The sequence below is a fragment of the Flavonifractor hominis genome, assembly GCF_040095835.1.
GTDB classification, from domain to species: domain Bacteria; phylum Bacillota; class Clostridia; order Oscillospirales; family Oscillospiraceae; genus Flavonifractor; species Flavonifractor hominis.
In genome coordinates this window covers 83,622-105,630 of sequence record NZ_JBBMFT010000005.1, presented here as the reverse complement: position 1 = coordinate 105,630, position 22,009 = coordinate 83,622, and the positions used below count along the sequence as shown (strand labels likewise).

Here is a 22,009-nt window from a genome sequence, read left to right as displayed (position 1 = left end):
GATCAAATTGAATCAACTGACAGCGTACCGCAGGGAATTCCACCACTATCCCGAAAACGGCTGGCGGGAATTCCGCACCAGCGCCCGGGTAGCCGAGCTGCTGACCGAAATGGGCTACACCGTGGCTATGGGGCCGGACGTGATCGAGCCGTCCAGCGTGGGCGAGCCCGAACGGCTGACCCCGGAGCAGGTACAGGCCGAGATGGACCGGGCGGTCCGCCAGGGCGCCAACGAGCGTTTTGTGGCCATGACCCAGGGCTGGCCCGGCGTGATGGCGGTGCTGGACACCGGGCGGGAGGGCCCGGTCTCGGCCATGCGCTTTGAGATGGACTGCCTGCCCTATGACGAGCCCGAAAAGCCGGGCTACCGCCCCTACGACGAGGGATACCTCTCCTGCAACCCCAAGTCGGTGCACGCCTGCGGCCACGACGGCCACACAGCCATCGGCCTGGGCATCGCCCAGGCGCTGATGGAGCGCCGGGACCAGCTGCGCGGGAAGATCAAGCTCTTCTTCCAGCCGGCGGAGGAGACCTTCTACGGCGCCCAGTCCATCGTGGACAAGGGCCACCTGGACGACGTGATGAACTTCATCGCCGTCCACATCGCCCTGAGCGCGGAGAACAAGCCCCTGCCCTCCCACACCATCGCCTGCGGCTGCCGGGATTTTCTCAGCGACCGGCAGCTGGACGTCTATCTGGAAGGCCGGGCGGCCCACCCCTGCGGCGCCTCTCAGGAGGGGAAAAACGCCCTGCTGGCAGCCTGTTCGGCGGCGCTGAACATCCACAGCATCGCCCCCCACGAGGCGGGTCTGTGCCGGGTGAACGTGGGTGAGATCCACGCCGGGGTGTGCGCCAACACCATCGCCCCCAACGCCATGATGCGCATCGAATACCGGGGCCAGTTCCCCGAGATCTCGGCCTACGCGGGCAAGCGGATCTTTGACATTCTGGACGGCACGGCCAAGGCCTACGACCTCACCTACCACTATGTGGACTACGGCGAGGTGCCCGCCGGCGCCAGCGACTACGCCATGATGGAGATCATCCAGCGGGCCGCCAACAAGGTGCCCTGGTTCGAGAAGGTATACTTCGAGGGCAATGTGGGCGGCACCGACGACGCGGCCGTGATGATCACCAAGGTCCAGCAGAACGGCGGTATCGGCACCTACGTGGGCATCGGCGCCGACGCCACCAACACGGTGCATGACCCGGAGTTCGACTTTGACGAGGACTGCCTGCAGGCCGCCGTGGATATGTGTGTGTTCGCTCTGGAAGAGCTTCACGGGAACTGAGAGAAACAGGCATGTGTGTCAAGAACAGAGGAGGTAATTGAAATCATGGCAGAAAAAGTAGCGTCCAAACTGAAAGGGAACATGTGGAGGCTGGTGATCCTGGCCATCGCCGGATCGCTCATCTACGGCCTGCCCTACTTCCGCACCTATTACTACGACGCCTATCTGGAGGCCTACAACCTGACCAACACCCAGATGGGCACCCTGGGCGCCATGTTCGGCGTGTTCGGCATGGTATCCTACCTGTTCGGCGGCGTGGTGGCCGACTTCATCTCCCCCAAGAAGCTGATCTCGGTCTCCCTGATCCTGACGGGTATCGCCGGGTTCTGCCACCTGTTCGCCACCAGCTACTCCATGCTGCTGGTCATCTATCTGGTATGGGGCTTCACCGCGCTGTTCGCCTTCTGGCCCGCTCTGGTCAAGGGCATCCGCGGCCTGGCCGCCGCCAATGAGCAGGGCAAGGCCTACGGCTTCATGGAGGCCGGCCGCGGCGTCACCAACGCGGTGCACCTTGCCATCGCCCTGGCCATCATCAACGCGGTGAGCAGAAGCACCGGCGGCGGCTCCGACATCAACGCCGCCGGCCTCAAGGGCGGCATCGTCTTCTACTCCGTGGTGGTCATCGTCCTGGGCGTGCTGGTCTTGCTGTTCTTCAAGGACGACAAGGGCGGCGACAAGTCCGAGCGCTTCAACTTCAAGCAGATCCTCACCGTGGTCAAGCTGCCCCAGGTGTGGATTCTCTGCCTGATCCTGTGCTGCACCTACGTGATGAACATGTCCTACGCCTACTTCAACCCCTACGCCACCTCCGCCTTCGGCATGGCCATGATCGGCGGCACCATCGTGACCATCATGGCCGACTACATCCGTCCCTTCGCCTCCGTGGGCGGCGGCGTACTGGCTGACCGCATCGGCCGGCCCAGGATCATGGTCATCTGCTTCCTCATCATGGCCATCGGTACCTTCGCCATCGCCCTCTTCCCCACCATGAGCGTGCCCGTGTTCGTCATCGTGTGCGCCATCATCTATGTGGGCATGTACTGCAACTACGGCATCGTCTTCTCCCTGATGGAGGACGGCGGCATCCCCATGGAGGTCTCCGGCACCGCCATCGGCCTCATCAGCACCATCGGCTACCTGCCCGAGGTCATCTGCCCCCTGACCGCCGGCGCCATTCTGGATACTTACTCCGCCACCGGCTACAAGTACTACTTCATCGCCGTGGGCATCATGATGCTCATCGGCATCCTGGGTATGTTTATCTGGAACCGCAGCCTGAAGCGCAAGGCCAAGGTCTGATTCCAGCGGATCAAAAAGAGCCGCCCCGGCACCTGCCGGGGCGGCTCTTTTTCGGTTTTCTTACGGCTGCTCCGCCTGGGCCGCCAGCTCCGCCCGGCGGGCGTCCCGCAGGCGCAGGCACTCCTCCAGGCTCCGCTCCGGCCGGGCGGCGATCTTCTCCTGCCAGTCCAGCAGGAAGGCCCGCAGCGCCTGCAGCCCCTCCTCGCTCATAGGGAAGCGGGTCTGCTCCTCCACCCGGCTGTCCCGGCGGCACCAGGGTCCCTCCCACACCTCCACCGTGAGCTGGGGAGGCTCGGCCTCGGTGTCGGGCAGGACCTGGTAGCGCATCCGCCCGCCGCTGGCCGTCCAGAAATTCCCGTTCTCAAAGTGGGAGAGCACGGGTAAAAATAGCTCCTGTTCCATCTTGTCAGCTCCTTGCCTGCAAAAAAACGCGCGTGGTATTTATCATACCACGCGCGCGCCGTGTTTTCAATTCTCCGCGTAGCGGGAAAGAAACTGCCTGGTCCGCTCCTCCCGGGGGTGCTCGATGACCTGCCGGGCCGCGCCCTGCTCCACGATGACGCCGCCGTCCATGAAGATCACCTGGTCGGCCACGTCCCGGGCGAAGGCCATCTCGTGGGTGACGATGAGCATGGTGGTCTTCTGCTCAGCCAGAGAGCGGATGACCTTCAGCACCTCGCCGGTGAGCTCCGGGTCCAGGGCGGAGGTGGGCTCGTCAAAGCAGAGGATGTCCGGCTTGAGGGCCAGGGCCCGGGCGATGGCCACCCGCTGCTGCTGGCCGCCGGAGAGCTGGTGGGGATAGTGCCCCGCCCGGTCGGCCAGGCCCATGCGCTCCAGCAGCACCCGGCCCTGGGCGTCGATCTGGGCAAACAGCTCCTTCCGGCGGGCCTTGAAATCGGGCCGCTCCCCGGCCAGCAGCCGGGGGGCCAGGGTCACATTTTCCAAAGCGGTATACTGGGGGAACAGGTGGAAGGACTGGAACACCAGGCCGAAGTGGAGCCGCTTTTTCCGCACCTCGCTCTCCCGCTGGGTGGCGGGGTCGTCCGCGTCGAACAGGGTCTCCCCGTTCACCTGGATGCGCCCCCGGTCCGGGGTCTCCAGGAAGTTGAGGCAGCGCAGCAGGGTGGTCTTTCCGCTGCCGGAGGAGCCGATGATGGCTATGGCCTGTCCCTGCTCCAGGGAGAAATTGATGCCCCGGAGGACCTGGGTGCGGCCAAAGTCCTTGTAGATGTCACTGACCTGTAAGATCGCCATGTTGTCCTCCCTCACACGCGGAAATAGTCCAGCTTTTTCTCGATCCGGCTCAGGGCCAGGGTCACCACGCCGTTGAACACCAGGAAGAAGGCCCCGGCGTAGAACAGCGGCCAGATCATGCCCTTGTTGCCGAAGTCCTTGGCCAGCTTGATGATCTCGCCCACCATGATGAAGTTGGACAGGGAGGTATCCTTGACCAGGGTGATGACCTCGTTGCCCATGGGGGGCACGATGCGCTTGATCACCTGCAGCAGCGTGATGCGCAGGAAGATCTGCCGCCGGGTCATGCCCAGCACCTGTCCGGCCTCCCGCTGCCCGGCGGGCACGCCCTGGATACCGCCGCGGAAGATCTCGGAGAAATAAGCGGCGTAGTTGAGCACGAAGGCCAGACAGGCCGCCGTCATCCGGGGCAGGATGTGCCCCGGATTCAGGATGCCGGGCAGATAGTACACCACCGCCAGCTGGAGCATCAGGGGGGTGGAGCGCATGATGTACACATACAGGCGCATCAGCCAGCTCAGCGGCCGGAACCGGCTCATGGTCCCGAAGGACACCACCAGCCCCAGAGGCAGCGCCAGCACCAGCGTGACCACAAAGAGCTGGATGTTGAGCAAAAAGCCGTCCAGCATGGTCAGGGTTACCGTTTGAAATGACATACTCTCTCTCCTTGCCCGGAGCAGACAAGGGGCAGGGGCTGCCCCCTGCCTCCTGCCGCGTCTGTGTAAAGGCTTACTGCTGGTTGGCCAGCAGCAGCTCGCTCAGGCCGTACTCGTCGGCCAGGCTGGCCAGCGTCCCATCGTCGATGAGCTCCTGCATGGCCTGATCCACCTGGGCGGTGATGTCCGAACCCTTGCGGAAACCGATGCCGTACTCCTCCACCGACAGCTCCAGGTCGGGGATGACCATCAGGTCGGAGTAGTCGCCGGTGCCAGCCAGGGTGTTGGCCAGCACGAAGTCCATCACCGCCGCGTCGGCGGCGCCGGCCTTGACCTCCAGCAGCGCGTCGGTCTGCTTCACCACGGAGGTGTACTGGGCCTGGCTCAGGTACTCATCGGCCTGGACCGCCGCCTCGCCGGCGGAACCGGCCTCGGCGTCCACCTTGGCGCCCGCCAGGGACTCAGTGGAGGTGTATTTCTCCGCGTCGGCCGCCCGGATCACCACTACCTGATAATTCTTGATGTAGGGCTGGGAGATGCTCAGGGCCTCCTCCAGCTCGGGGGTGATGGTCATACCGTTCCAGATGCAGTCAATGTTCTTGCTCTCCAGCTCCAGCAGCTTGGAGTCCCAGTTGATCTCCACAAACTCCGGCTCCAGCCCCAGCTTCTCGCACACGGCGGTGGCAAAGTCGGTCTCAAAGCCGGTGAGCTCGCCGTTCTCATCCAGGTAATTCATGGGCTCAAACAGGGTGTAGCCGATCTTCAGCGTGCCGTTGTCCTGCACATAGGCCAGATCGCTCTCGACAGCCGGAGCATTGCTCTCCCCGGCAGGGGTCTGGGCCGCGCCGGACGAGTCTCCGGAGCCGCAGGCAGTCAGGGTCAGGGTCAGGCCCAGCGCCAGGGCCAGGGCGGTCAGTCTCTGTCTCATATACAGTCCCTCCACAAATGTACTCTCTGTTGCTTTTGTATATTACCACGCTAAAGCGAACTTGTAAAGGGCTTTTTTAAAAAAAGACGGGCCCGTTCCAGGTCCTCCGGCCGGTTGACGTTGAGCAGCTGCCGCTCCAGGTCGAAGCCGGGCAGTTCCGCCTCCTCCAGCACGCGCAGGTTCACCCGTTCCAGCAGGGCCGCCATGGCCCGCCGCCCCTCGTCCAGGCAGGCCGACGCCGCCGGCAGGCACCGGTGGCGGTAGGCGGCAAACAGGGGCTCCAGCCGGCCCGAGCGCCGCCGGATGCAGCAGGCGTCGGCCCCCTCCAGCCCATCCAGCAGGCGCAGGGCCAGCTCCGGCGTGCCGAAGGGCAGGTCCACCGCCGTGAGAAAGACCTGTCCCGCCCCGGCGGACACCAGCGCGGCCTCCAGACCGGCCAGAGGCCCCTGGGCCCCCGGGCGCAGGTCGGGCACCTCCTCCACGCCGGGCAGGACATACCGCCCCGGCCGGTCGGTGGACAGGTACACCCTGTCGAACCAGGGGGCGTACCGCGTCGCCAGCCGCTCCAGAAAGCGCTCCCCTTCCAGCGTCAGCCCGGCTTTGTCCCGGCCCATCCGGCGGGAGCCGCCCCCGCTGAGGATCACCGCCGCCCGCTTCATCCGTCCGCCCCCTCTGCGCGTTTTGACCCAGTGTACCAGAAAAATTTCCCCGCGTCAAAAAAACGGTTCCGCCGCATAGAATTCCCCCCGGTTCCATATCCTGTCCAACAGAACACACCAAAGAAACAGGAGGCGTGGAACGCTATGAAAAAACTGGCCGCGGCCCTGATGGCCGCCGCGCTGCTCCTCCTCCCTGCCCAGGCCGCCGCCCAGCCGGCGCCGGTGGAGGCCGCCGCGGCGGTGCTCATGGAGCAGGAGACGGGGACCATCCTCTATGAACAAAACGCCCACGACAAGCTGGAACCGGCCAGCGTGACCAAGGTGATGACCCTGCTGCTGGTGCTGGAGGCGGTGGACGAGGGACGGCTGAGCCTGGACGATATGGTCACGGTCTCGGCCCATGCCGCCTCCATGGGCGGCTCCCAGGTCTATTTAAAAGAAGGGGAGCAGATGTCGGTCAACGATCTGCTCAAGTCGGTGGCGGTGGTCTCGGGCAACGACGCCGCCGTGGCCCTGGCCGAGCACCTGGCGGGCAGTGAGGAGGCCTTTGTGGAGCTCATGAACCGCCGGGCGGCCGAGCTGGGCATGGCGGACACCTGTTTTTGCAACTGCACCGGTCTGCCCGCCGCCGGCCACCTGACCAGCGCCTATGACATCGCCGTCATGAGCCGGGCGCTGATGAGCCACCCCAAGATTCTGGATTACACCACCATCTGGATGGACTCCATCCGGGACGGGCAGTTCCAGCTGTCCAACACCAACAAGCTCATCCGGTTTTATGAGGGAGCCACCGGCCTCAAGACCGGCTCCACCGACTCGGCGGGCTACTGCCTGTCGGCCACCGCCCAGCGGGACGGCATGGGCCTGATCGCCGTGGTGCTCAAAGCCAGCACCTCCGAGCAGCGCTTTGAGGCGGCCAAAAGCCTGCTCAATTACGGCTTTGCCAACTACACCCTCACCGATGTCTGCCCCGGACAGGCCCTGCCGCCGGTGAATGTGCTGCTGGGAGAGCAGGAGACGGTGCAGCCCGTCCTCTCCGGCTCCAGACGCATTCTGGTGGACAAGGCCCAGCTCAACGCCCTGACCAGCGAAGTGCGCCTGTGCTCCGACGTGGAGGCCCCTGTGGAGGCCGGCCAGAAGCTGGGCGAGCTGGTGATCTCGGCGGAGGGCGAGACCCTCCAGACCATTCCCATCGTGGCCGACCAGGCCGTGGCACGGCTGTCGGTGCCCGGACTCTTCGCCCGTCTGCTGCGGACGCTGTTTATGGCCGGATGATCCGGTTCCAGGGGGAGCGGTGCAAACCGCTCCCCCTGCGTGTACGTTCTCCCCAAAGGGAGGGGGTTCAAAACACGGAATTTTTACGTCTCCTTTTCCATCCATATCTTGACTCTTGATACGACTCGTTGTATACTTTATACAAATAAGTTTCTCTGCTTTTGGAGCTTATTTATTACCAATGACAAGAAACGCCCTTCCCGCGATTCTCTTTTTTGGGTGTTTTTACCAATAAAGGAGTGGATACCTATGCCTCATACCAAGCTCTCTCCCGCCGTTGATGCCTTTGTCAACGGCCAGGCCGTCCGGGCGCAGGAGTTCCTGGGCTCCCATCCCGCCGTGCGGGACGGACAGGCCGGTTGGCTGTTCCGGGTCTGGGCGCCTCACGCCGCATCCGTGTCGGTGATGGGGGATTTCAACGGCTGGGACGCCGACTCCCACCCCATGACCGCTCTGGAGGGCGGCGTGTGGGAGGCGTTCATCCCCGGCCTGCAGGTCTATGACAGCTACAAATATGCCATCCACACCACCGAGGGCGAGGTACTGGCCAAGGCCGATCCCTATGCCTTCCACGCCGAGACCCGCCCGGGCACCGCCTCCAAGCTCTATGATCTCTCCGGCTACCAGTGGGGGGATCAGAGCTGGATGGACTACCGCAAGGCCAACCCCATTTACCAGAAGCCCCTGAACATCTATGAGGTCCACCTGGGCTCCTGGCGGCGCACCGGGGATGACGAGATGCTCTCCTACCGGGACATCGGCAAGTATCTGGTGCCCTACGTGAAGGAGATGGGCTTCACCCATGTGGAGCTGCTGCCCGTGACGGAGCACCCCCTGGACGCCTCCTGGGGCTATCAGTGCACCGGCTACTTCGCGGCCACCAGCCGCTTCGGCACGCCCCACGACTTCATGTGGCTGGTGGACCAGCTGCACCAGGCCGGCATCGGCGTCATCCTGGACTGGGTCCCCGCCCACTTCCCCAAGGACGCCTTCGGCCTGTACGAGTTTGACGGCCAGCCCTGCTATGAGTACGCCGACCCCCGCAAGGGGGAGCACGCCGACTGGGGCACCCGGGTGTTCGACTACGGCCGCAACGAGGTCCGCTCCTTCCTGTACTCCTCGGCGCTGTTCTGGCTGGAGCAGTACCACATCGACGGGCTGCGGGTAGACGCGGTGGCCTCCATGCTCTACCTGGATTACGGCCGTCAGGACGGGGAGTGGGTCCCCAACGTGTTCGGCGGACATGAGAATCTGGAGGCGGTGGAGTTCCTCCAGAAGCTCAACACCCATATCTTCACCGCCCATCCCGACGTGATGATGATCGCCGAGGAGTCCACCGCCTGGCCCCGGGTCTCCCACCCGGTAGGCAAGGGCGGCCTGGACGGCGGTCTGGGCTTCAATATGAAGTGGAACATGGGCTGGATGAACGACATCCTCCATTACATCAAGCTGGACCCCTACTTCCGCCAGTTCAACCACCACGACATCACCTTCTCGCTGATGTACGCCTTCTCGGAAAACTTTGTGCTCCCCCTGTCCCACGACGAGGTGGTGCACATGAAGGGCTCCCTGCTCAACAAGATGCCGGGCACCGACGAGGAAAAGTACGCCGGTGTGCGCGCCTTCTATACCTACATGCTGACCCACCCGGGCAAGAAGCTGCTGATGATGGGCAGCGAGTTCGGCCAGTGGAACGAGTGGCACTATGAACACTCTCTGGACTGGCACCTGCTGGAGATGGACAACGAGGACGGGGAGCGCCACCGCAAGCTGCACGCCTTCTTCAAGGCCATCAACGCCTTCTATCTGGCCCACAAGGAGCTGTGGGAGCTGGACTTCTCCTGGGAGGGCTTCGAGTGGATCGAGGCCGACGATCACCAGGCCAACACCATCGCCTTCCTGCGCAAGGACAGCAAGGGAGACACGCTGGTAACGGTGTGCAACTTCTCCCCGGTGGACCGGACGGGCTACACCATCGGCGTGCCCGTGGCCGGCGCCTACTCCTGCGTGTTCAGCACGGACGATCCCGCCTTTGGCGGCGAGGGCCGTGGCGACACCGAGCCGGTGAAGAGCCAGTACAACCCCTGCCACGGCCGGGAGCAGTCCATTACCCTGCGTCTGCCGCCCATGAGTGCCGCCATCTATAAATGCACCCGCAAGTTCCCGCCCCGGCGGAAGAAGGCAGCCGCTCCGGTCAAAGCGGCCAAGCCTGCCAAACCCGCCACCAAGCGCACCAAAAAAGCCTGAGCCTTTCCAGTTTGAACACTGAGGTGATAGAATGAAAAAGGAATGCGTCGCCATGCTGCTGGCCGGTGGACAGGGCAGCCGGCTGCACGCCCTGACTAGCCATGTGGCAAAGCCCGCGGTACCCTTCGGGGGCAAATACCGCATCATCGACTTCCCCCTGTCCAACTGCATCAACTCCGGTATCGATACGGTAGGTGTGCTGACCCAGTACCGCCCCATGGAGCTCAACGCCTACATCGGCAACGGCGAACCCTGGGATCTGGACCGCTCCTACGGCGGTGTGCACATCCTGCCCCCCTACATGCGCGAAGGGGAGAAGGGCACCTGGTACAAGGGCACGGCCAACGCCATTTATCAAAACATCAACTTCCTGGAAACCTATGATCCGGAGTACGTGCTCATCCTCTCGGGCGACCACGTGTACAAGATGGACTACGCCCAGATGCTCCGCCGCCACAAGGAGGCGGGCGCCGCCTGCACCATCGCCGTGCTGGAGGTCCCCATGGCCGAGGCGCCCCGTTTCGGCATCATGAATGTGGACGAGAACGACGACATCTATGAGTTCGAGGAGAAGCCCAAGAAGCCCAAGAGCAACCTGGCCTCCATGGGCATCTACATCTTCACCTGGAGCAAGCTGCGGGAGTACCTGATGGCGGACGAGGCCGATGAGAAGAGCGCCAACGACTTCGGCAAGAACATCATCCCCGCCATGCTGAACAACGGGGAGAAGATGACGGCCTACCGCTTCCAGGGCTACTGGAAGGACGTGGGCACCATCGACTCCCTGTGGGACGCCAACATGGACATGCTCTCTCCGGAAAACGGCATCGACCTGTACGATACCGAGTGGCCCATCTATGCCCGCACCCCCACCAAGCCCCCTCATTTTATGGGTAAGGACGCCAAGGTGGAGCACTCCATGGTCACCGGCGGCTGCGAGGTATACGGCACGGTGGAGAACTCGGTGCTCTTCCACTCGGTCATCGTGGAGGAGGGCGCGGTGGTGCGCTACTCCATCCTGATGCCCGGCACCGTGGTCAAGAAGGGCGCGGTGGTGGAGTATGCCATCGTGGCCGAGCAGGCCACCATCGGCGAGAACGCCCGGGTGGGCGCCTCTCCCGACGGCAGCGAAGACTGGGGCGTGGCCGTCATCGCCCAGCACCTGACGGTGGGCGACAACGCGGTGGTCTCCCCCAAGGCCATGATCACTCGTAACGTGAAAGGAGGTGGGGTAAAATGATGCACAAACTGCACGGCATCATCTTTTCCTACCTTTCCAACCCCGATCTTCGGGAACTGACCCAGCACCGCAACACCTGCTCCATCCCCTACGGCGGGCGCTACCGGGTCATCGACTTCATGCTCTCCAATATGGTCAATGCCGGCGTGTCCGACGTAGGCATCATCGTACACGCCAACTATCAGTCCCTGCTGGACCACATGGGCTCGGGCAAGGACTGGGACCTCTCCCGCAAGCACGGCGGCCTGCGCATCCTGCCTCCCTTCGGCTACGCCAGCCGGCAGGAGGGGGTCTACCGGGGCCGTATGGACGCTCTGGCGGGCGTACGCTCCTACCTGCAGAACATCCGGCAGGACTATGTGGTCCTGGCCGGCGGCGACCTGGCGGTGAACCTGCCTCTGGCCGACATCTATGAGGCCCACATCCGCAACGACGCCGACATCACCGCCGTCTGCACCAGCCATCCCAAGGGCGACCCCCGGGGCTGTGACTACTTCACGGTTGGGGCCGGCGGACGCATCACCGACGTATCCGTCCACCCGGCCATCGCTCAGGGCTGCGAGTCCCTGGAGGTCTACATCCTCTCCAAGGAGCTGCTGCTCTCCCTGGTGGACCACTGCGCGGCCCACAACATCCCCTCCTTCAGCACCGGCGTGCTCCAGGGCATGGTGGGCCAGCTGAAGATCTGCCCGTATATCTTTGACGGCTACGCCGCCCGGCTGCAGTCGGTGGCCGGCTATTTCGCCCGCAGCATGGAGCTGCTGGACCCGGACGTGCGCGCCCAGCTCTTTGTGCCTGAGCGTCCGGTGCGCACCAAGGACCGCTCCGACCCGTCCACCTATTACGGCCCTGACGCCCGCTCGGTCAACTCCCTGGTGGCCGACGGCTGCATCATCGAAGGCGAGGTGGAAAACTCCATCCTCTTCCGTGGCGTCCGGGTGGAGAAGGGAGCCAAGGTCTCCGGCTGCGTGCTGATGCAGGGCACCACCATTCAGGCCGGCGCCATGCTCAAGTATGCCATCACCGATAAAAACGTTCGGGTCAACCCCGGCCGGATGCTGATGGGGCACAACACCTATCCTCTGGCCATCGCCAAAAACGAGATCGTCTGAGCCCGTCCGGACCCGGAACCAATTTCCGATCTGTTTCATAGAAGGAGTAACATATGAACATTTTGTTCGTCACCTCGGAGTGCGCCCCCTTTATCAAGACCGGCGGTCTGGCCGACGTGGCCGGTTCCCTGCCCAAGGCGCTGGCGAAAAAAGGCCACGATGTGCGGGTCATCCTGCCCCTGTACGAGGGCATCGGTCAGGAGTGGCGCAGTCAGATGACCTTCCTGCAGTGCTTCCATATCACCCTGGCCTGGCGCACGCCCTACTGCGGCCTTTTTGAACTGAAGCGGGACGGGGTCACCTACTGGTTTGTGGACAATGAGTACTACTTCAAGCGCTCCAACATCTACGGCCACTATGACGACGGTGAGCGCTTCGCCTACTTCTCCCGGGCCGTGGTGGAGAGCGTGGGATACCTCAACTGGCATCCCGACGTACTCCACTGCAACGACTGGCAGACGGCGCTGGTGCCCATCTACCTGCTGGAAGAGCGCCACCGCATCCCCCAGCTGTACGACACCAAGAGCGTGTTCACCATCCACAACATCGAGTATCAGGGCCGCTACGGCCGCCAGACCCTCAAGGATCTGTTCGGCCTGAACGAGGGGTACTTCAACGAGCATATGCTGGCCTATCACGGTGACGTGAACCTGATGAAGGGCGCCATCTACGCCGCCGATTACGTCACCACCGTCTCCCCCACCTACGCTGAGGAGCTGCAGTACAGTTTCTACGCCCACGGGCTGGAGGGGGTCATCACCGACAACCGGCACAAGATGCGCGGCATCCTCAACGGCATCGATACCGAGCTCTACGATCCCTGGCGGGACAAGGGCCTGGCCAAATTCTTCTCCGCCCGGCAGCTCCAGGGCAAAAAGACCTGTAAGGCGGCCCTGCAGCAGGCCTCCGGCCTGCGGGAGAGTCCCGACACCCCCATCATCGCCTGCGTCTCCCGGCTGGTGCGGCACAAGGGCTTTGACCTGGTGACCGCCGCCATCCACGACATCATGGGCATGGACGTACAGATGGTGGTGCTGGGCACCGGCGACTGGAACTTTGAGGAGGCCTTCCGTCAGGCCCAGAACCAGTATCCCGGCCGGTTCGCCGCCCATATTATGTATTCAGCCAGCCTCTCCACCGCCATCTACGGCGGCGCGGACCTGTTCCTCATGCCCTCCATTTCCGAGCCCTGCGGCCTGAGCCAGATGATCGCCATGCGCTACGGCACCATTCCCGTGGTGCGGGAGACCGGCGGCCTGCGGGATTCGGTGATCCCCTACAACCAGTACACCGGCGAGGGCACCGGTTTCTCCTTCGCCAACATCAACGCCCACGAGATGGTGGGTGTGCTGGCCGGTGCCATCGACCTCTATCACAACGACAAGAAGGCCTGGAAATCCCTCCAGAAGCAGGCCATGACCGCCGATTTCTCCTGGGATCAGTCGGCCGGTGCCTATGAGGAGATCTACGGCTGGGTCACGGGAAAATAAGCTTGACAGACCGGATTTTTCCGTGATAGAATCCGCTCCGCGGGAGGATGCCGCCCGTCGGCCCCTTCTCCCGCGGAGTTTTCTTGTGTTCATGCCAACCGAAACAGGAGATGTTTGCATTGCATAACTATACCAAAAAAGAACTGATGACCCTCATCACCGGCAAGCTGCGCCGCAACTTCGGCCGCGATGTGGAGGAAGCCACCGCCAAGCACATGTTCAAGGCCTGTGCCCTGGTGCTGCGGGACATCATGTCCGAACGGCAGATGAAGACGGCCGATCAGGTGGTGGAAAAGCACCAGCGCCAGGTCCACTATCTGTCTCTGGAGTTCCTCATGGGCCGCTCCCTGATGAAGAACGCCTATAACCTGGGCGTGCTGGAGCCCCTGAAGCAGGCCATCGAGGCTCTGGGCTTCTCGGCTCCCGACCTCTTCGAGGCCGAGCCCGACGCCGGCCTGGGCAACGGCGGTCTGGGCCGCCTGGCCGCCTGCTATCTGGACTCCATGACCACGCTGGACATCCCGGCCACCGGCTATTCCATCTGCTATGAGCTGGGCATCTTCAAGCAGAAGATCGTGGACGGCCAGCAGGTGGAGCTGCCCGACAACTGGCTGGACCTGGGCGACGCCTGGCTCATTCCCAAGATGGATGAAGTGGAGGAGGTCCACTTCGGCGGCAAGGTGGAGGACGTGTGGGACGACCAGGGCCACCACCACATCAAGCACACCGGGTACGACACGGTGCTGGCTGTGCCCCGGGACATGGAAATTGCCGGCTACCAGACCGAGCACGGCAACGTGCTGCGCCTGTGGGACGCCAAGAGCCCCACGCCGGTGGACATGAACCTGTTCTCCTCCGGCCAGTATCTGAAGGCGGTAGAGCAGCGGGCCATGGCCGAGTCCATCTCCAAGGTGCTCTACCCGGAGGACAATCACTATGAGGGCAAGTCCCTGCGCCTCAAGCAGCAGTATTTCTTCGTGTCCGCCACCATCCAGTCCATCGTGCGCAAGCACCGGGCCGAGTACGGCACGCTGCGCAACTTCCACCTCAAGCATGTCATCCAGATCAACGACACCCACCCCACCCTGGCCATTCCGGAGCTGATGCGCATCCTGCTGGACGAGGAGGGGTACGGCTGGGACGAGGCCTGGTATATCGTCACCCACACCGTGGCCTACACCAACCACACCGTCCTGGCCGAGGCGCTGGAGCGCTGGCCCCAGCAGCTCATTGAGCGCTGGCTGCCCCGGATCTGGCAGATCCTCATCGAGATCAGCAAGCGCTACCAGGAGGCCCTGACCACCTATTTCCACGGCGATTTGTCCAAGGTGGCCCCCATGGCCATCATCTGGGGCGGCGAGGTACGTATGGCCAACCTGTGCGTGTGCGCCTGCTTCAAGATCAACGGCGTATCCGCCCTCCACTCGGACATCCTGAAGAAGGACGTCTTCCACGATGCCTACGTGCGCACCCCCGACAAGTTTACCAACGTGACCAACGGCATTGACCACCGCCGCTGGCTGAGTGAGTGCAACCCCAAGCTGGACGCCCTCATCCGGGACTGCTGCGGCAAGGACAAATACCTGCTCCACCCCGAGGCCCTCACCGGCCTGGAGAAATACCAGGACGACGCGGGCGTGCTCTCCCGCCTGGGCCAGATCAAGGCCGAGAACAAGAACGCCTTCGCCGCCTGGGTGACCCGGGAGACCGGCGTCATCCTCAACACCGACGCCATGTTCGACGTGCAGGTCAAGCGCCTGCACGAGTATAAGCGCCAGCTGCTGAACGTGCTGCACATCCTCTATCTCTACCAGCGGATGAAGGCCGATCCCCACTTCGACTTCACCCCCCGCACCTACCTCTTCGGCGCCAAGGCGGCTCCCGGCTACGCCGTGGCCAAGCGCATCATCCGGCTGATCAACTCGGTGGCCGACATGATCGCCCGCGACCCGGCCTGCAAGGACCGGCTGCAGGTGGTGTTCCTGGAGAACTACCGGGTGAGCCTGGCCGAGCGGCTGATGCCCGCCAGCGAACTCAGCGAGCAGATCTCCACCGCCGGCAAGGAGGCCAGCGGCACCGGCAACATGAAGTTCATGATGAACGGCGCGCTCACCATCGGCACGCTGGACGGCGCCAATGTGGAGATGCACCAGGTGCTGGGCGACGAGAACATCTTCCTCTTCGGCCTGAAGGCCAACGAGGTGGCCGAGATGAAGCACAAGGGCTACAACTCCTATGAATACTATGTCCACAATCCGGAGCTGCGCGCCGTCATCGACCAGCTCAACGTGGGCTTCGGCGACGGCATCGCCTACGGGGACATTGCCCGCCGTCTGCTCTTCGGTGACGGCGGCCCCGCCGACGAGTACCTGCTGCTGGCCGATTTTGAGAGCTATCGGGACGCCCATGCCCGCGCCGGGCAGGTCTACCGCGACCCCAAGGCCTGGAACAAGATGTCCCTGCTCAACATCGCCCGCTCCGGCATCTTTGCCGCCGACCGCTCCATCCGGGACTACGCTAAGGACATCTGGAACGTACCCGTACGGGAGATCAAGTAAACACCACACCCTGTTTTGCGGGCGGCGCACATGCCGCCCGCTTTTTTTACCGTCTTGTGCAATCATTCCCCCGGCTGGGGCGCTTTCCTGACAGAAGGGAGTGAACGGTATGCCCAGTCTCAACGGAGTCCCCCTCTCCTGCGAGGAGATCCTGGACCGCTATGGCCCGCTGATCTACCGCATGGCCATCCAGGGCACCGGCAGCGCATCCGACGGTGAGGACGTGGCCCAGGAGGTCTTTGTCAGCCTCATCCGGTGCGACCCCGCCTTTGCCGACGAGTCCCACCTGCGCGCCTGGCTCATCCGGGCCACCGCCAACCGCTGCAAAAGCTGGGGCCGCTCCGCCTGGCGGCGGCGCACCGTCTCTCTGGAGTCCGCCCCGGACCTGTCCGCTCCCGAACCGGACGGCGGCGGCGTGTTGGAGGCGGTAGCCGCCCTGCCCCCTAAATACCGCTGGCCGGTCTATCTCCACTATGTGGAGGGGTACACCGCCGGCGAGATCGGCCAGCTGCTGGGCTGTCCCCGGAACACAGTGCTCTCCCGGCTGAGCCGGGCCAGAGCCAAGCTGAAGGACGCGCTGAAGGAGGAATGGTCATGAACAGCGAGCAGCGCTATCGCAGTACCCTGATGGGGATGACCCCCTCCCCCGTCTGGCGGAGGGACACCCTGGCGGCCATGGAGGCGGCCCAGGAGAAACGGCCCCGCCTCCGCCGCCGTCCCATGGCCTTCGCCGCTACGGCGGCGGCCCTGGCCCTGGCGGTGACGGGCAGCATCTGGTGGTCCGGCCGGACGGAGGCCGACCCCGCTGACCCCGGCGTGGCCCTCACGCCCGAACCGGCCTTCACCGCCACCCCCGCCCCCGCGGAGGCCTGCAACGACAGCTTCGACGTGGTCACCAACCTGGGCCAGCTGGCGGCGATCAACCCCAGCGACGGGCATCTGGAGGAGCTGACCCAGCTGAACGTGTACTATAACCCCATCCCCACCGAGGACGAGCAGCGGGCCCTGCTGGGGCAGCTGGCCCAGGCGCTGGGGCTCACCGTCACCGAGAGCCAGTGGACCGCCAGCTTCGGGGAGAACACCATGGGCCGCTCCCCCACCCTGGAGGCCCGGTGCGCCGACGGCACCCAGCTGCGGCTGAACGGGCTCTACGCCCTGGATGTCTGGGACGCTCCCGATCTGGACGCCGTGCATGAGGCGGCCCAGCAGGCGCTGCTCCAGGACGCCTTTTCCGGGGCGGAGGGGGAGACCGCCGCCCCGGCGGTGTACGAGAGCACGCTGGACGCCTATGATTTCGACGGCCGCCTGCGCACCACCCGGATCACCGTGGTCCGGGACCCGGACGCCCCCCTGGAGGAACAGCTCCTGGCCACCGCGTTCCGGCGCATCGAGTCCACGGACAGCGCCCTGACTCTCTACCTCCCCCCCACTGGTGAGGTTCTTACCTGTCCGCTCCGCCCGGAGGCGGAGGCCCTGGCCGCCTTCCGCTCCGGGGACTACTGGGGCGCTCACTATACCGCCAACCCCCAGCAGGCACGGGTCCTCCAGGTGGTGCTGGAGTACGACACCGGCCCCGGCCAGCCCTATTTCCAGCCGGTGTACCGCATCCTCTACACCCAGGACTACTGGGATGCGGTCATCGCCGACCGGATGTTCGACGGGGTGGACCCTAGCCCCTACCTGGGTGCGGGCATCGCCTATGTCCCCGCTCTGGAGACCGACCTTCAGCCGCTCATTCCCTACCGGCGGTACTTCAACGACGGTCTGGCCCATCACTTCCCCGACTGACGGCAAAAAAACGGAGGCCGCGCACCTGAGTGCGCGGCCTCCGCCGCATGTTGGGAAGAACGAATCAATCCGCCTGCTTGAACATGCCCTTGTCCACGCCGCACAGGGGGCAGGACCAGCTGGCAGGCAGGTCGGCAAAGGCGGTGCCGGGGGCGATGCCGTGGGCGGGGTCGCCCTCCGCCGGGTCATAGATGTAGCCGCACAGGGCGCACACCCACTTGCCGCCGGCGGCCGGAGCCGCTGCCGGGGGCTCGTCCACCTTGGAGGTGCACAGGGCGGCCACGCTGCGGGCATAGTCAGCCATGGCGGCCAGATCGGCCTCGGTGGGCCGGAAGAGCACCCGGAAGGGAGCCTCGGGGGCGGCATAGCGCAGGCCCTTCAGGAAGGTGTGGAGCATGGGGGCAGCCTCGCCGCTCCAGCCGTAGGCGCCGAAAGCGCCGGCGGCGCAGCCCTTCAGGTGGATGGGGTCGATGGAGGTCAGCACATCCCACACCGGCTTGGGCGCGGCCCGGTTGATGGTGGGAGCGCCCACCAGCAGCACGTCGGCCCGGTTGGCCTGCTCGGCGCAGAAGGACAGGGGCTGCTCGGTCACGTCGGCGGTGACCACCTCATACCCCTCTTCCTCCAGGGCACGGGCGGCCGCGTCGGCCAGCATTCCGGTGTAGCCGTAGGCCGAGGCGTAGACCACGAAGGCCCGGCGGCGGGGCTTGGGCTCGGGGGTGCTCCACTGCCGGTACAGGTCCTTGGCCCACTGGATGGTGTCGCTCAGGCAGGGGCCGTGGCTGGTGCACACCAGCTCGGTCTCCGCCGGCATTTTGTCCAGCCCGGCCAGCACATTGGGCTTGAAGGGGCCCATGATGCACTCATAATAGTGGCGGAACTCCTCCTCATAGGCCTTGCGGGCGTGGATGTGCCGGTCCAGCATGGTGGGCTCGCAGTAGTGGGCGCCCAAAAAGTCACAGGTGAAAAGGGTCTTGCCCGTCTTGTCCCAGGTGAACATGGTGTCCGCCCAGTGGAGCAGCGGTGCGGGGATGAACTCCAGCACCCGGCCGCCGCCCAGGTCCAGGGTATCCCCGGCGCCCACGGCCCGGCAGGGCAGGTCCAGATTGGTGATGTCCTGCAGGTGCTTCTTGCCCGCCTTGGTGGCAATGACCTCCAGCTTGGGGCACAGCTCCACCAGTCTGGCCACGCTGCCCGAGTGGTCGGGCTCATTGTGATTCATAATAAGGTAATCCACCTGCTCCACCGGGAGGACCTGGCGGATGTTGTCCAGATACTCGTCAAAGTAATCCAGGTGCACCGTCTCGATGAGGACGTTCTTCTCACCGGTCAGCAGATAGGCGTTATAAGAGGTGCCGTATTTGGCCTCCATCACCACGTCGAATACCCGCAGGGCAGGGTTCAGCACGCCCACCGACCAGAGGTTTTCACGCAGCTTGATCGCGCTCATGTGGTTCCTTCCTTTCCATATCAAATCCATTTTATTTCCTACCGCACCACAGTATATTATCCCATCCCCACCTTGTCAAGCACAGGTGGAAAAAATGCGCACTTTTTCTCCCCCGGCGGGCCGGCTTGACTTTCCGCCGGCGGACGCTTAGAATGAACTGGAATGATTTGATCGAAAAAAGGAGTTTTCCACCATGTCCGCTTACCTTGACAACGCCGCCACCACCCGGGTCTGCCCCCAGGCCGCCCAGGCCGCGCTGGAGGTCATGACCGAGGGGTTCGGCAACCCCTCCTCCGGCTACGCCCCCGGCCGGGCGGCCGCCGCCCGGCTGGAGGAGGACCGGGCCGTGCTGGCCCGGCGCCTGGGGTGTGCGCCGGGAGAGGTCACCTTTCTCTCCTGCGGCACCGAAGGGGACAACTGGGCCATCCGGGCCGCCGTCCGCCGGGGCAAGCGGACGGGGCGGCACATCATCACCACCGCCATTGAGCACTCGGCCGTACTGGAGCCGGTGAAGGACCTGGCCGCCCAGGGGTATGAGGTCACCTATCTCAAACCCGACCGAACGGGGCACGTCTGCATCGACGATCTGCGGGCCGCCCTGCGGCCGGACACGGTTTTGGTGTCCATGATGCTGGTCAACAATGAACTGGGCACCCTCCAGCCCGTGGCGGAGGCCGCCCAGCTCCTGCGGGACACCGGATCCCAGGCCCTGCTCCACTGCGATGCGGTGCAGGCCTTTCTGAAGGTCCCCTTCACCCCAAGTGCGCTGGGGGTGGACGTGCTCACCATCAGCGGCCACAAGGTCCGCGCCCCCAAGGGCATCGGCGCGCAGTACATCCGCAGCGGGCTGGACCTGCCCCCCCTGCTGCTGGGCGGCGGACAGGAGCGGGGCCTGCGCCCGGGGACCGAGCCCACCGCCCAGGCCGCGGCTCTGGCCGCGGCGTGTGAGGCGTGGCCCGACGGCGCGCCGGAGCAGATCGCCGCGGTGAAGGAATATGCCCTGGAGACCCTGGCCTCGGTCCCCGGTCTGGAGATCGTCAGCCGGGGAGACGCCCCCCACATCTGCGCCGTCTCCCTGCCCGGCTACCCCAGCGAGATGCTGGTGCGGGACCTGTCCGACATGGGAGTGTATGTCTCCTCCGGCTCGGCCTGCCACAAGGGTAAGCCCAGCCATGTCTTTGCCGCGCTGGGCCTGCCCAAGCGCACCCTGATGGGGATTCTGCGCGTCTCCTTCTCCCCGGAGAGCACCCGGGAGGAAGTGGACGCGCTGCGGGATGGGCTGCTGCACATCACCCAGACCCGCATCGCCATGCGGTAAGGCCTTGCTGGGCTATATGAAGCGGGGGCCGGCCTTCTACCGGGAAGTGACCCGGCTGGCCGTGCCCATCCTGCTGCAAAACCTGTGCACCACCCTGCTGGGCCTGGTGGACACCTTTATGGTGGGCCGGCTGGGCGAGGTGCCTCTGGCCGCCGTACTGGTGGCCAATACGCCGGTGTTTGTCATCCAGCTGGTGATCTTCGGGCTGCAAAGCGGCTCGTCGGTGCTCATCAGCCAGTTCTGGGGCAAGGGCGACACCGATTCCATCAACCGGGTGATCGGGCTGGGGTGCTATGTGGCGGGGGCCATCTCCGCCCTCTTCGCCGGGGTCATGTTCCTGGCGCCCGGTCCCCTCATGAGCCTGCTCACCGACAACCAGTCTTTGGTCCCCCTGGCCGCTCAATATGCCCGGATCGTGGGCTTCTCCTATCTGTTCAACAGCATCACGGGGGTCTACGTGGGCGCCCACCGCTCCATGGAGAACCCCAAGCTGGGCATGCTCCTCTTCGGTGGGTCCATGCTGGCCAACACCTTTTTGAACTGGGTGCTCATCTTCGGCAACCTGGGCGCTCCGGCCCTGGGGGTGGAGGGCGCGGCCCTGGCCACCCTCACCGCCCGCATCCTGGAATTTCTGGCCATGCTCCTCTACGCCCTTACCAACCGCCGCTTCCGCCTGCGTCCGGCCTGCCTGCTCCGGCCCGGCGGGGCGCTGGTGCGCAAATTCGTGCGCTATTCCGGCCCCGTGGTGTTCAACGAGACCATGTGGGGCCTGGGCACCTCTCTTTATAAGGTCATCATGGGCCACATGGACGGCTCCACCGAGATTCTGGCCGCCCGCGCCCTGGCGGGCAACCTGGAGGATCTGTGCACCGTCTCCATCTTTGCCATCAGCGGCACCACCGCCATCCTCATCGGCCGGGAGATCGGGGCCGGGCGGCGGGAGGACCTCTATGAGATCGGCGCCGCTCTGGACACCCTGACCCTGCTGTGCGGGCTGATCATCGGCGGGGCGCTGGTGCTGGGGGCCTGGCTGGTGTTCCCGTGGCTGCTCTACCCCTTCTTCCGCCTGTCGGACACGGCGGGGGGCATCGCCACCATGATGCTCACCTTCATCGGCGGCTTTCTCCCCCTGCGGGCCTTCAACAGCGTCAACACCGTGGGGGTGCTGCGGGGCGGCGGAGACGTGCGGGCCGCCGCCGCCATCGACATCGGCCCCCTGTGGCTGGTGGCCCTCCCCCTGGCCGCCCTGTTCGGCCTGGTGCTGCGGTGGGGCATCTTCTGGGTCTATGTGGGTATCGTGATGGAGCAGGTGGCCAAATTCGGCGTGGGCCTGCGCCGGTTCCACTCCCGCCGCTGGATCAACGACGTGACCCAGTTCGCCCCCGGCGAGGACCCATCGGTGGAAAAATCCAGGATTGGCAAATGAAGCAAAAACGATTATAAT

Annotated in this window: 18 protein-coding genes; 12 read left to right on the top strand and 6 right to left on the bottom strand. The window is 64.6% G+C overall.

Annotated features, from left to right (window positions below; translation table 11 throughout):
* Window positions 1-7: 7 nt before the first annotated feature.
* Together WMO45_RS09710 and WMO45_RS09705 are read left to right on the top strand one after the other, a co-directional pair.
* Window positions 8-1,291, top strand: a complete 1,284-nt coding sequence (locus WMO45_RS09710; protein WP_349140501.1) for an amidohydrolase — start codon at window positions 8-10, stop codon at window positions 1,289-1,291.
* 45 nt (window positions 1,292-1,336) lie between these two features.
* A complete protein-coding gene (locus WMO45_RS09705; protein WP_349140500.1) occupies window positions 1,337-2,590 on the top strand; it encodes an MFS transporter in 1,254 nt (417 codons plus the stop codon).
* Between the two features lie 60 nt (window positions 2,591-2,650).
* Here the strand turns inward: WMO45_RS09705 and WMO45_RS09700 are convergent, their stop codons facing one another.
* The 5 genes from WMO45_RS09700 to mobA form a co-directional block, all read right to left on the bottom strand.
* The gene (locus WMO45_RS09700) at window positions 2,651-2,992 is read right to left on the bottom strand and encodes a hypothetical protein (protein WP_349140499.1); all 342 of its coding nucleotides are present in this window, start codon (window positions 2,990-2,992) and stop codon (window positions 2,651-2,653) included.
* A 66-nt stretch (window positions 2,993-3,058) separates the two neighbouring features.
* A complete protein-coding gene (locus WMO45_RS09695) occupies window positions 3,059-3,844 on the bottom strand; it encodes an amino acid ABC transporter ATP-binding protein (protein ID WP_349140498.1) in 786 nt (261 codons plus the stop codon).
* A gap of 11 nt (window positions 3,845-3,855) precedes the next feature.
* Complete coding sequence (locus WMO45_RS09690; protein ID WP_349140497.1) at window positions 3,856-4,500, bottom strand: amino acid ABC transporter permease; 645 nt, start codon at window positions 4,498-4,500, stop codon at window positions 3,856-3,858.
* Window positions 4,501-4,573: 73 nt separating this feature from the next.
* Complete coding sequence (locus WMO45_RS09685; protein WP_349140496.1) at window positions 4,574-5,428, bottom strand: transporter substrate-binding domain-containing protein; 855 nt, start codon at window positions 5,426-5,428, stop codon at window positions 4,574-4,576.
* A gap of 50 nt (window positions 5,429-5,478) precedes the next feature.
* Window positions 5,479-6,087, bottom strand: a complete 609-nt coding sequence (gene mobA, locus WMO45_RS09680; protein ID WP_349140495.1) for a molybdenum cofactor guanylyltransferase — start codon at window positions 6,085-6,087, stop codon at window positions 5,479-5,481.
* A gap of 144 nt (window positions 6,088-6,231) precedes the next feature.
* Here mobA and WMO45_RS09675 point away from each other — a divergent pair, with 144 nt between their 5' ends.
* The 8 genes from WMO45_RS09675 (at window position 6,232) to WMO45_RS09640 (ending at window position 17,797) form a co-directional block, all read left to right on the top strand.
* On the top strand, window positions 6,232-7,362 hold the full coding sequence (locus tag WMO45_RS09675) for a D-alanyl-D-alanine carboxypeptidase family protein (protein WP_349140494.1): 1,131 nt from the start codon (window positions 6,232-6,234) through the stop codon (window positions 7,360-7,362).
* A 249-nt stretch (window positions 7,363-7,611) separates the two neighbouring features.
* Window positions 7,612-9,609 (top strand): 1,4-alpha-glucan branching protein GlgB, encoded by a 1,998-nt coding sequence (glgB, locus tag WMO45_RS09670; RefSeq protein WP_349140493.1) that lies wholly within the window; start codon window positions 7,612-7,614, stop codon window positions 9,607-9,609.
* Between the two features lie 31 nt (window positions 9,610-9,640).
* On the top strand, window positions 9,641-10,849 hold the full coding sequence (locus tag WMO45_RS09665; protein WP_349140492.1) for a glucose-1-phosphate adenylyltransferase: 1,209 nt from the start codon (window positions 9,641-9,643) through the stop codon (window positions 10,847-10,849).
* On the top strand, window positions 10,846-11,961 hold the full coding sequence (glgD, locus tag WMO45_RS09660) for a glucose-1-phosphate adenylyltransferase subunit GlgD (RefSeq protein ID WP_349140491.1): 1,116 nt from the start codon (window positions 10,846-10,848) through the stop codon (window positions 11,959-11,961). Before WMO45_RS09665 ends, glgD begins: the two co-directional genes overlap by 4 nt.
* A 53-nt stretch (window positions 11,962-12,014) precedes the next feature.
* Window positions 12,015-13,451, top strand: a complete 1,437-nt coding sequence (gene glgA, locus WMO45_RS09655; RefSeq protein WP_349140490.1) for a glycogen synthase GlgA — start codon at window positions 12,015-12,017, stop codon at window positions 13,449-13,451.
* 110 nt (window positions 13,452-13,561) lie between these two features.
* Window positions 13,562-16,009: a glycogen/starch/alpha-glucan phosphorylase gene (locus WMO45_RS09650; protein ID WP_349140489.1), complete on the top strand. Its 2,448-nt coding sequence runs from the start codon at window positions 13,562-13,564 to the stop codon at window positions 16,007-16,009.
* A 109-nt stretch (window positions 16,010-16,118) separates the two neighbouring features.
* A complete protein-coding gene (locus WMO45_RS09645; protein WP_349140488.1) occupies window positions 16,119-16,607 on the top strand; it encodes an RNA polymerase sigma factor in 489 nt (162 codons plus the stop codon).
* Window positions 16,604-17,797, top strand: a complete 1,194-nt coding sequence (locus WMO45_RS09640) for a hypothetical protein (RefSeq protein ID WP_349140487.1) — start codon at window positions 16,604-16,606, stop codon at window positions 17,795-17,797. The genes WMO45_RS09645 and WMO45_RS09640 overlap by 4 nt, the downstream gene beginning before the upstream one ends.
* Before the next feature lie 64 nt (window positions 17,798-17,861).
* On the opposite strand, the gene WMO45_RS09635 is transcribed toward WMO45_RS09640, so the two are convergent.
* Window positions 17,862-19,247, bottom strand: a complete 1,386-nt coding sequence (locus WMO45_RS09635) for a rubredoxin (RefSeq protein WP_349140486.1) — start codon at window positions 19,245-19,247, stop codon at window positions 17,862-17,864.
* Between the two features lie 193 nt (window positions 19,248-19,440).
* Between WMO45_RS09635 and WMO45_RS09630 the strand changes: the two genes are divergently transcribed.
* On the top strand, window positions 19,441-20,565 hold the full coding sequence (locus tag WMO45_RS09630) for a cysteine desulfurase family protein (RefSeq protein WP_349140485.1): 1,125 nt from the start codon (window positions 19,441-19,443) through the stop codon (window positions 20,563-20,565).
* Between the two features lie 4 nt (window positions 20,566-20,569).
* Window positions 20,570-21,991 carry an MATE family efflux transporter gene (locus WMO45_RS09625; RefSeq protein WP_349140484.1) on the top strand — a complete coding sequence of 474 codons (1,422 nt, stop codon included), beginning with the start codon at window positions 20,570-20,572 and terminating at the stop codon, window positions 21,989-21,991.
* Window positions 21,992-22,009 lie beyond the last annotated feature (18 nt).

What these genes read in the sequence shown, in the direction of transcription:
- WMO45_RS09705 (WP_349140500.1), top strand. Translation starts at nt 1,337, where the DNA reads ATGGCAGAAAAAGTAGCGTCCAAACTGAAAGGGAACATGTGGAGGCTG.
- WMO45_RS09700 (WP_349140499.1), bottom strand. Translation starts at nt 2,992, where the DNA reads ATGGAACAGGAGCTATTTTTACCCGTGCTCTCCCACTTTGAGAACGGG.
- WMO45_RS09695 (WP_349140498.1), bottom strand. Translation starts at nt 3,844, where the DNA reads ATGGCGATCTTACAGGTCAGTGACATCTACAAGGACTTTGGCCGCACC.
- WMO45_RS09690 (WP_349140497.1), bottom strand. Translation starts at nt 4,500, where the DNA reads ATGTCATTTCAAACGGTAACCCTGACCATGCTGGACGGCTTTTTGCTC.
- WMO45_RS09685 (WP_349140496.1), bottom strand. Translation starts at nt 5,428, where the DNA reads ATGAGACAGAGACTGACCGCCCTGGCCCTGGCGCTGGGCCTGACCCTG.
- mobA (WP_349140495.1), bottom strand. Translation starts at nt 6,087, where the DNA reads ATGAAGCGGGCGGCGGTGATCCTCAGCGGGGGCGGCTCCCGCCGGATG.
- WMO45_RS09675 (WP_349140494.1), top strand. Translation starts at nt 6,232, where the DNA reads ATGAAAAAACTGGCCGCGGCCCTGATGGCCGCCGCGCTGCTCCTCCTC.
- glgB (WP_349140493.1), top strand. Translation starts at nt 7,612, where the DNA reads ATGCCTCATACCAAGCTCTCTCCCGCCGTTGATGCCTTTGTCAACGGC.
- WMO45_RS09665 (WP_349140492.1), top strand. Translation starts at nt 9,641, where the DNA reads ATGAAAAAGGAATGCGTCGCCATGCTGCTGGCCGGTGGACAGGGCAGC.
- glgD (WP_349140491.1), top strand. Translation starts at nt 10,846, where the DNA reads ATGATGCACAAACTGCACGGCATCATCTTTTCCTACCTTTCCAACCCC.
- glgA (WP_349140490.1), top strand. Translation starts at nt 12,015, where the DNA reads ATGAACATTTTGTTCGTCACCTCGGAGTGCGCCCCCTTTATCAAGACC.
- WMO45_RS09650 (WP_349140489.1), top strand. Translation starts at nt 13,562, where the DNA reads ATGTTTGCATTGCATAACTATACCAAAAAAGAACTGATGACCCTCATC.
- WMO45_RS09645 (WP_349140488.1), top strand. Translation starts at nt 16,119, where the DNA reads ATGCCCAGTCTCAACGGAGTCCCCCTCTCCTGCGAGGAGATCCTGGAC.
- WMO45_RS09640 (WP_349140487.1), top strand. Translation starts at nt 16,604, where the DNA reads ATGAACAGCGAGCAGCGCTATCGCAGTACCCTGATGGGGATGACCCCC.
- WMO45_RS09635 (WP_349140486.1), bottom strand. Translation starts at nt 19,247, where the DNA reads ATGAGCGCGATCAAGCTGCGTGAAAACCTCTGGTCGGTGGGCGTGCTG.
- WMO45_RS09630 (WP_349140485.1), top strand. Translation starts at nt 19,441, where the DNA reads ATGTCCGCTTACCTTGACAACGCCGCCACCACCCGGGTCTGCCCCCAG.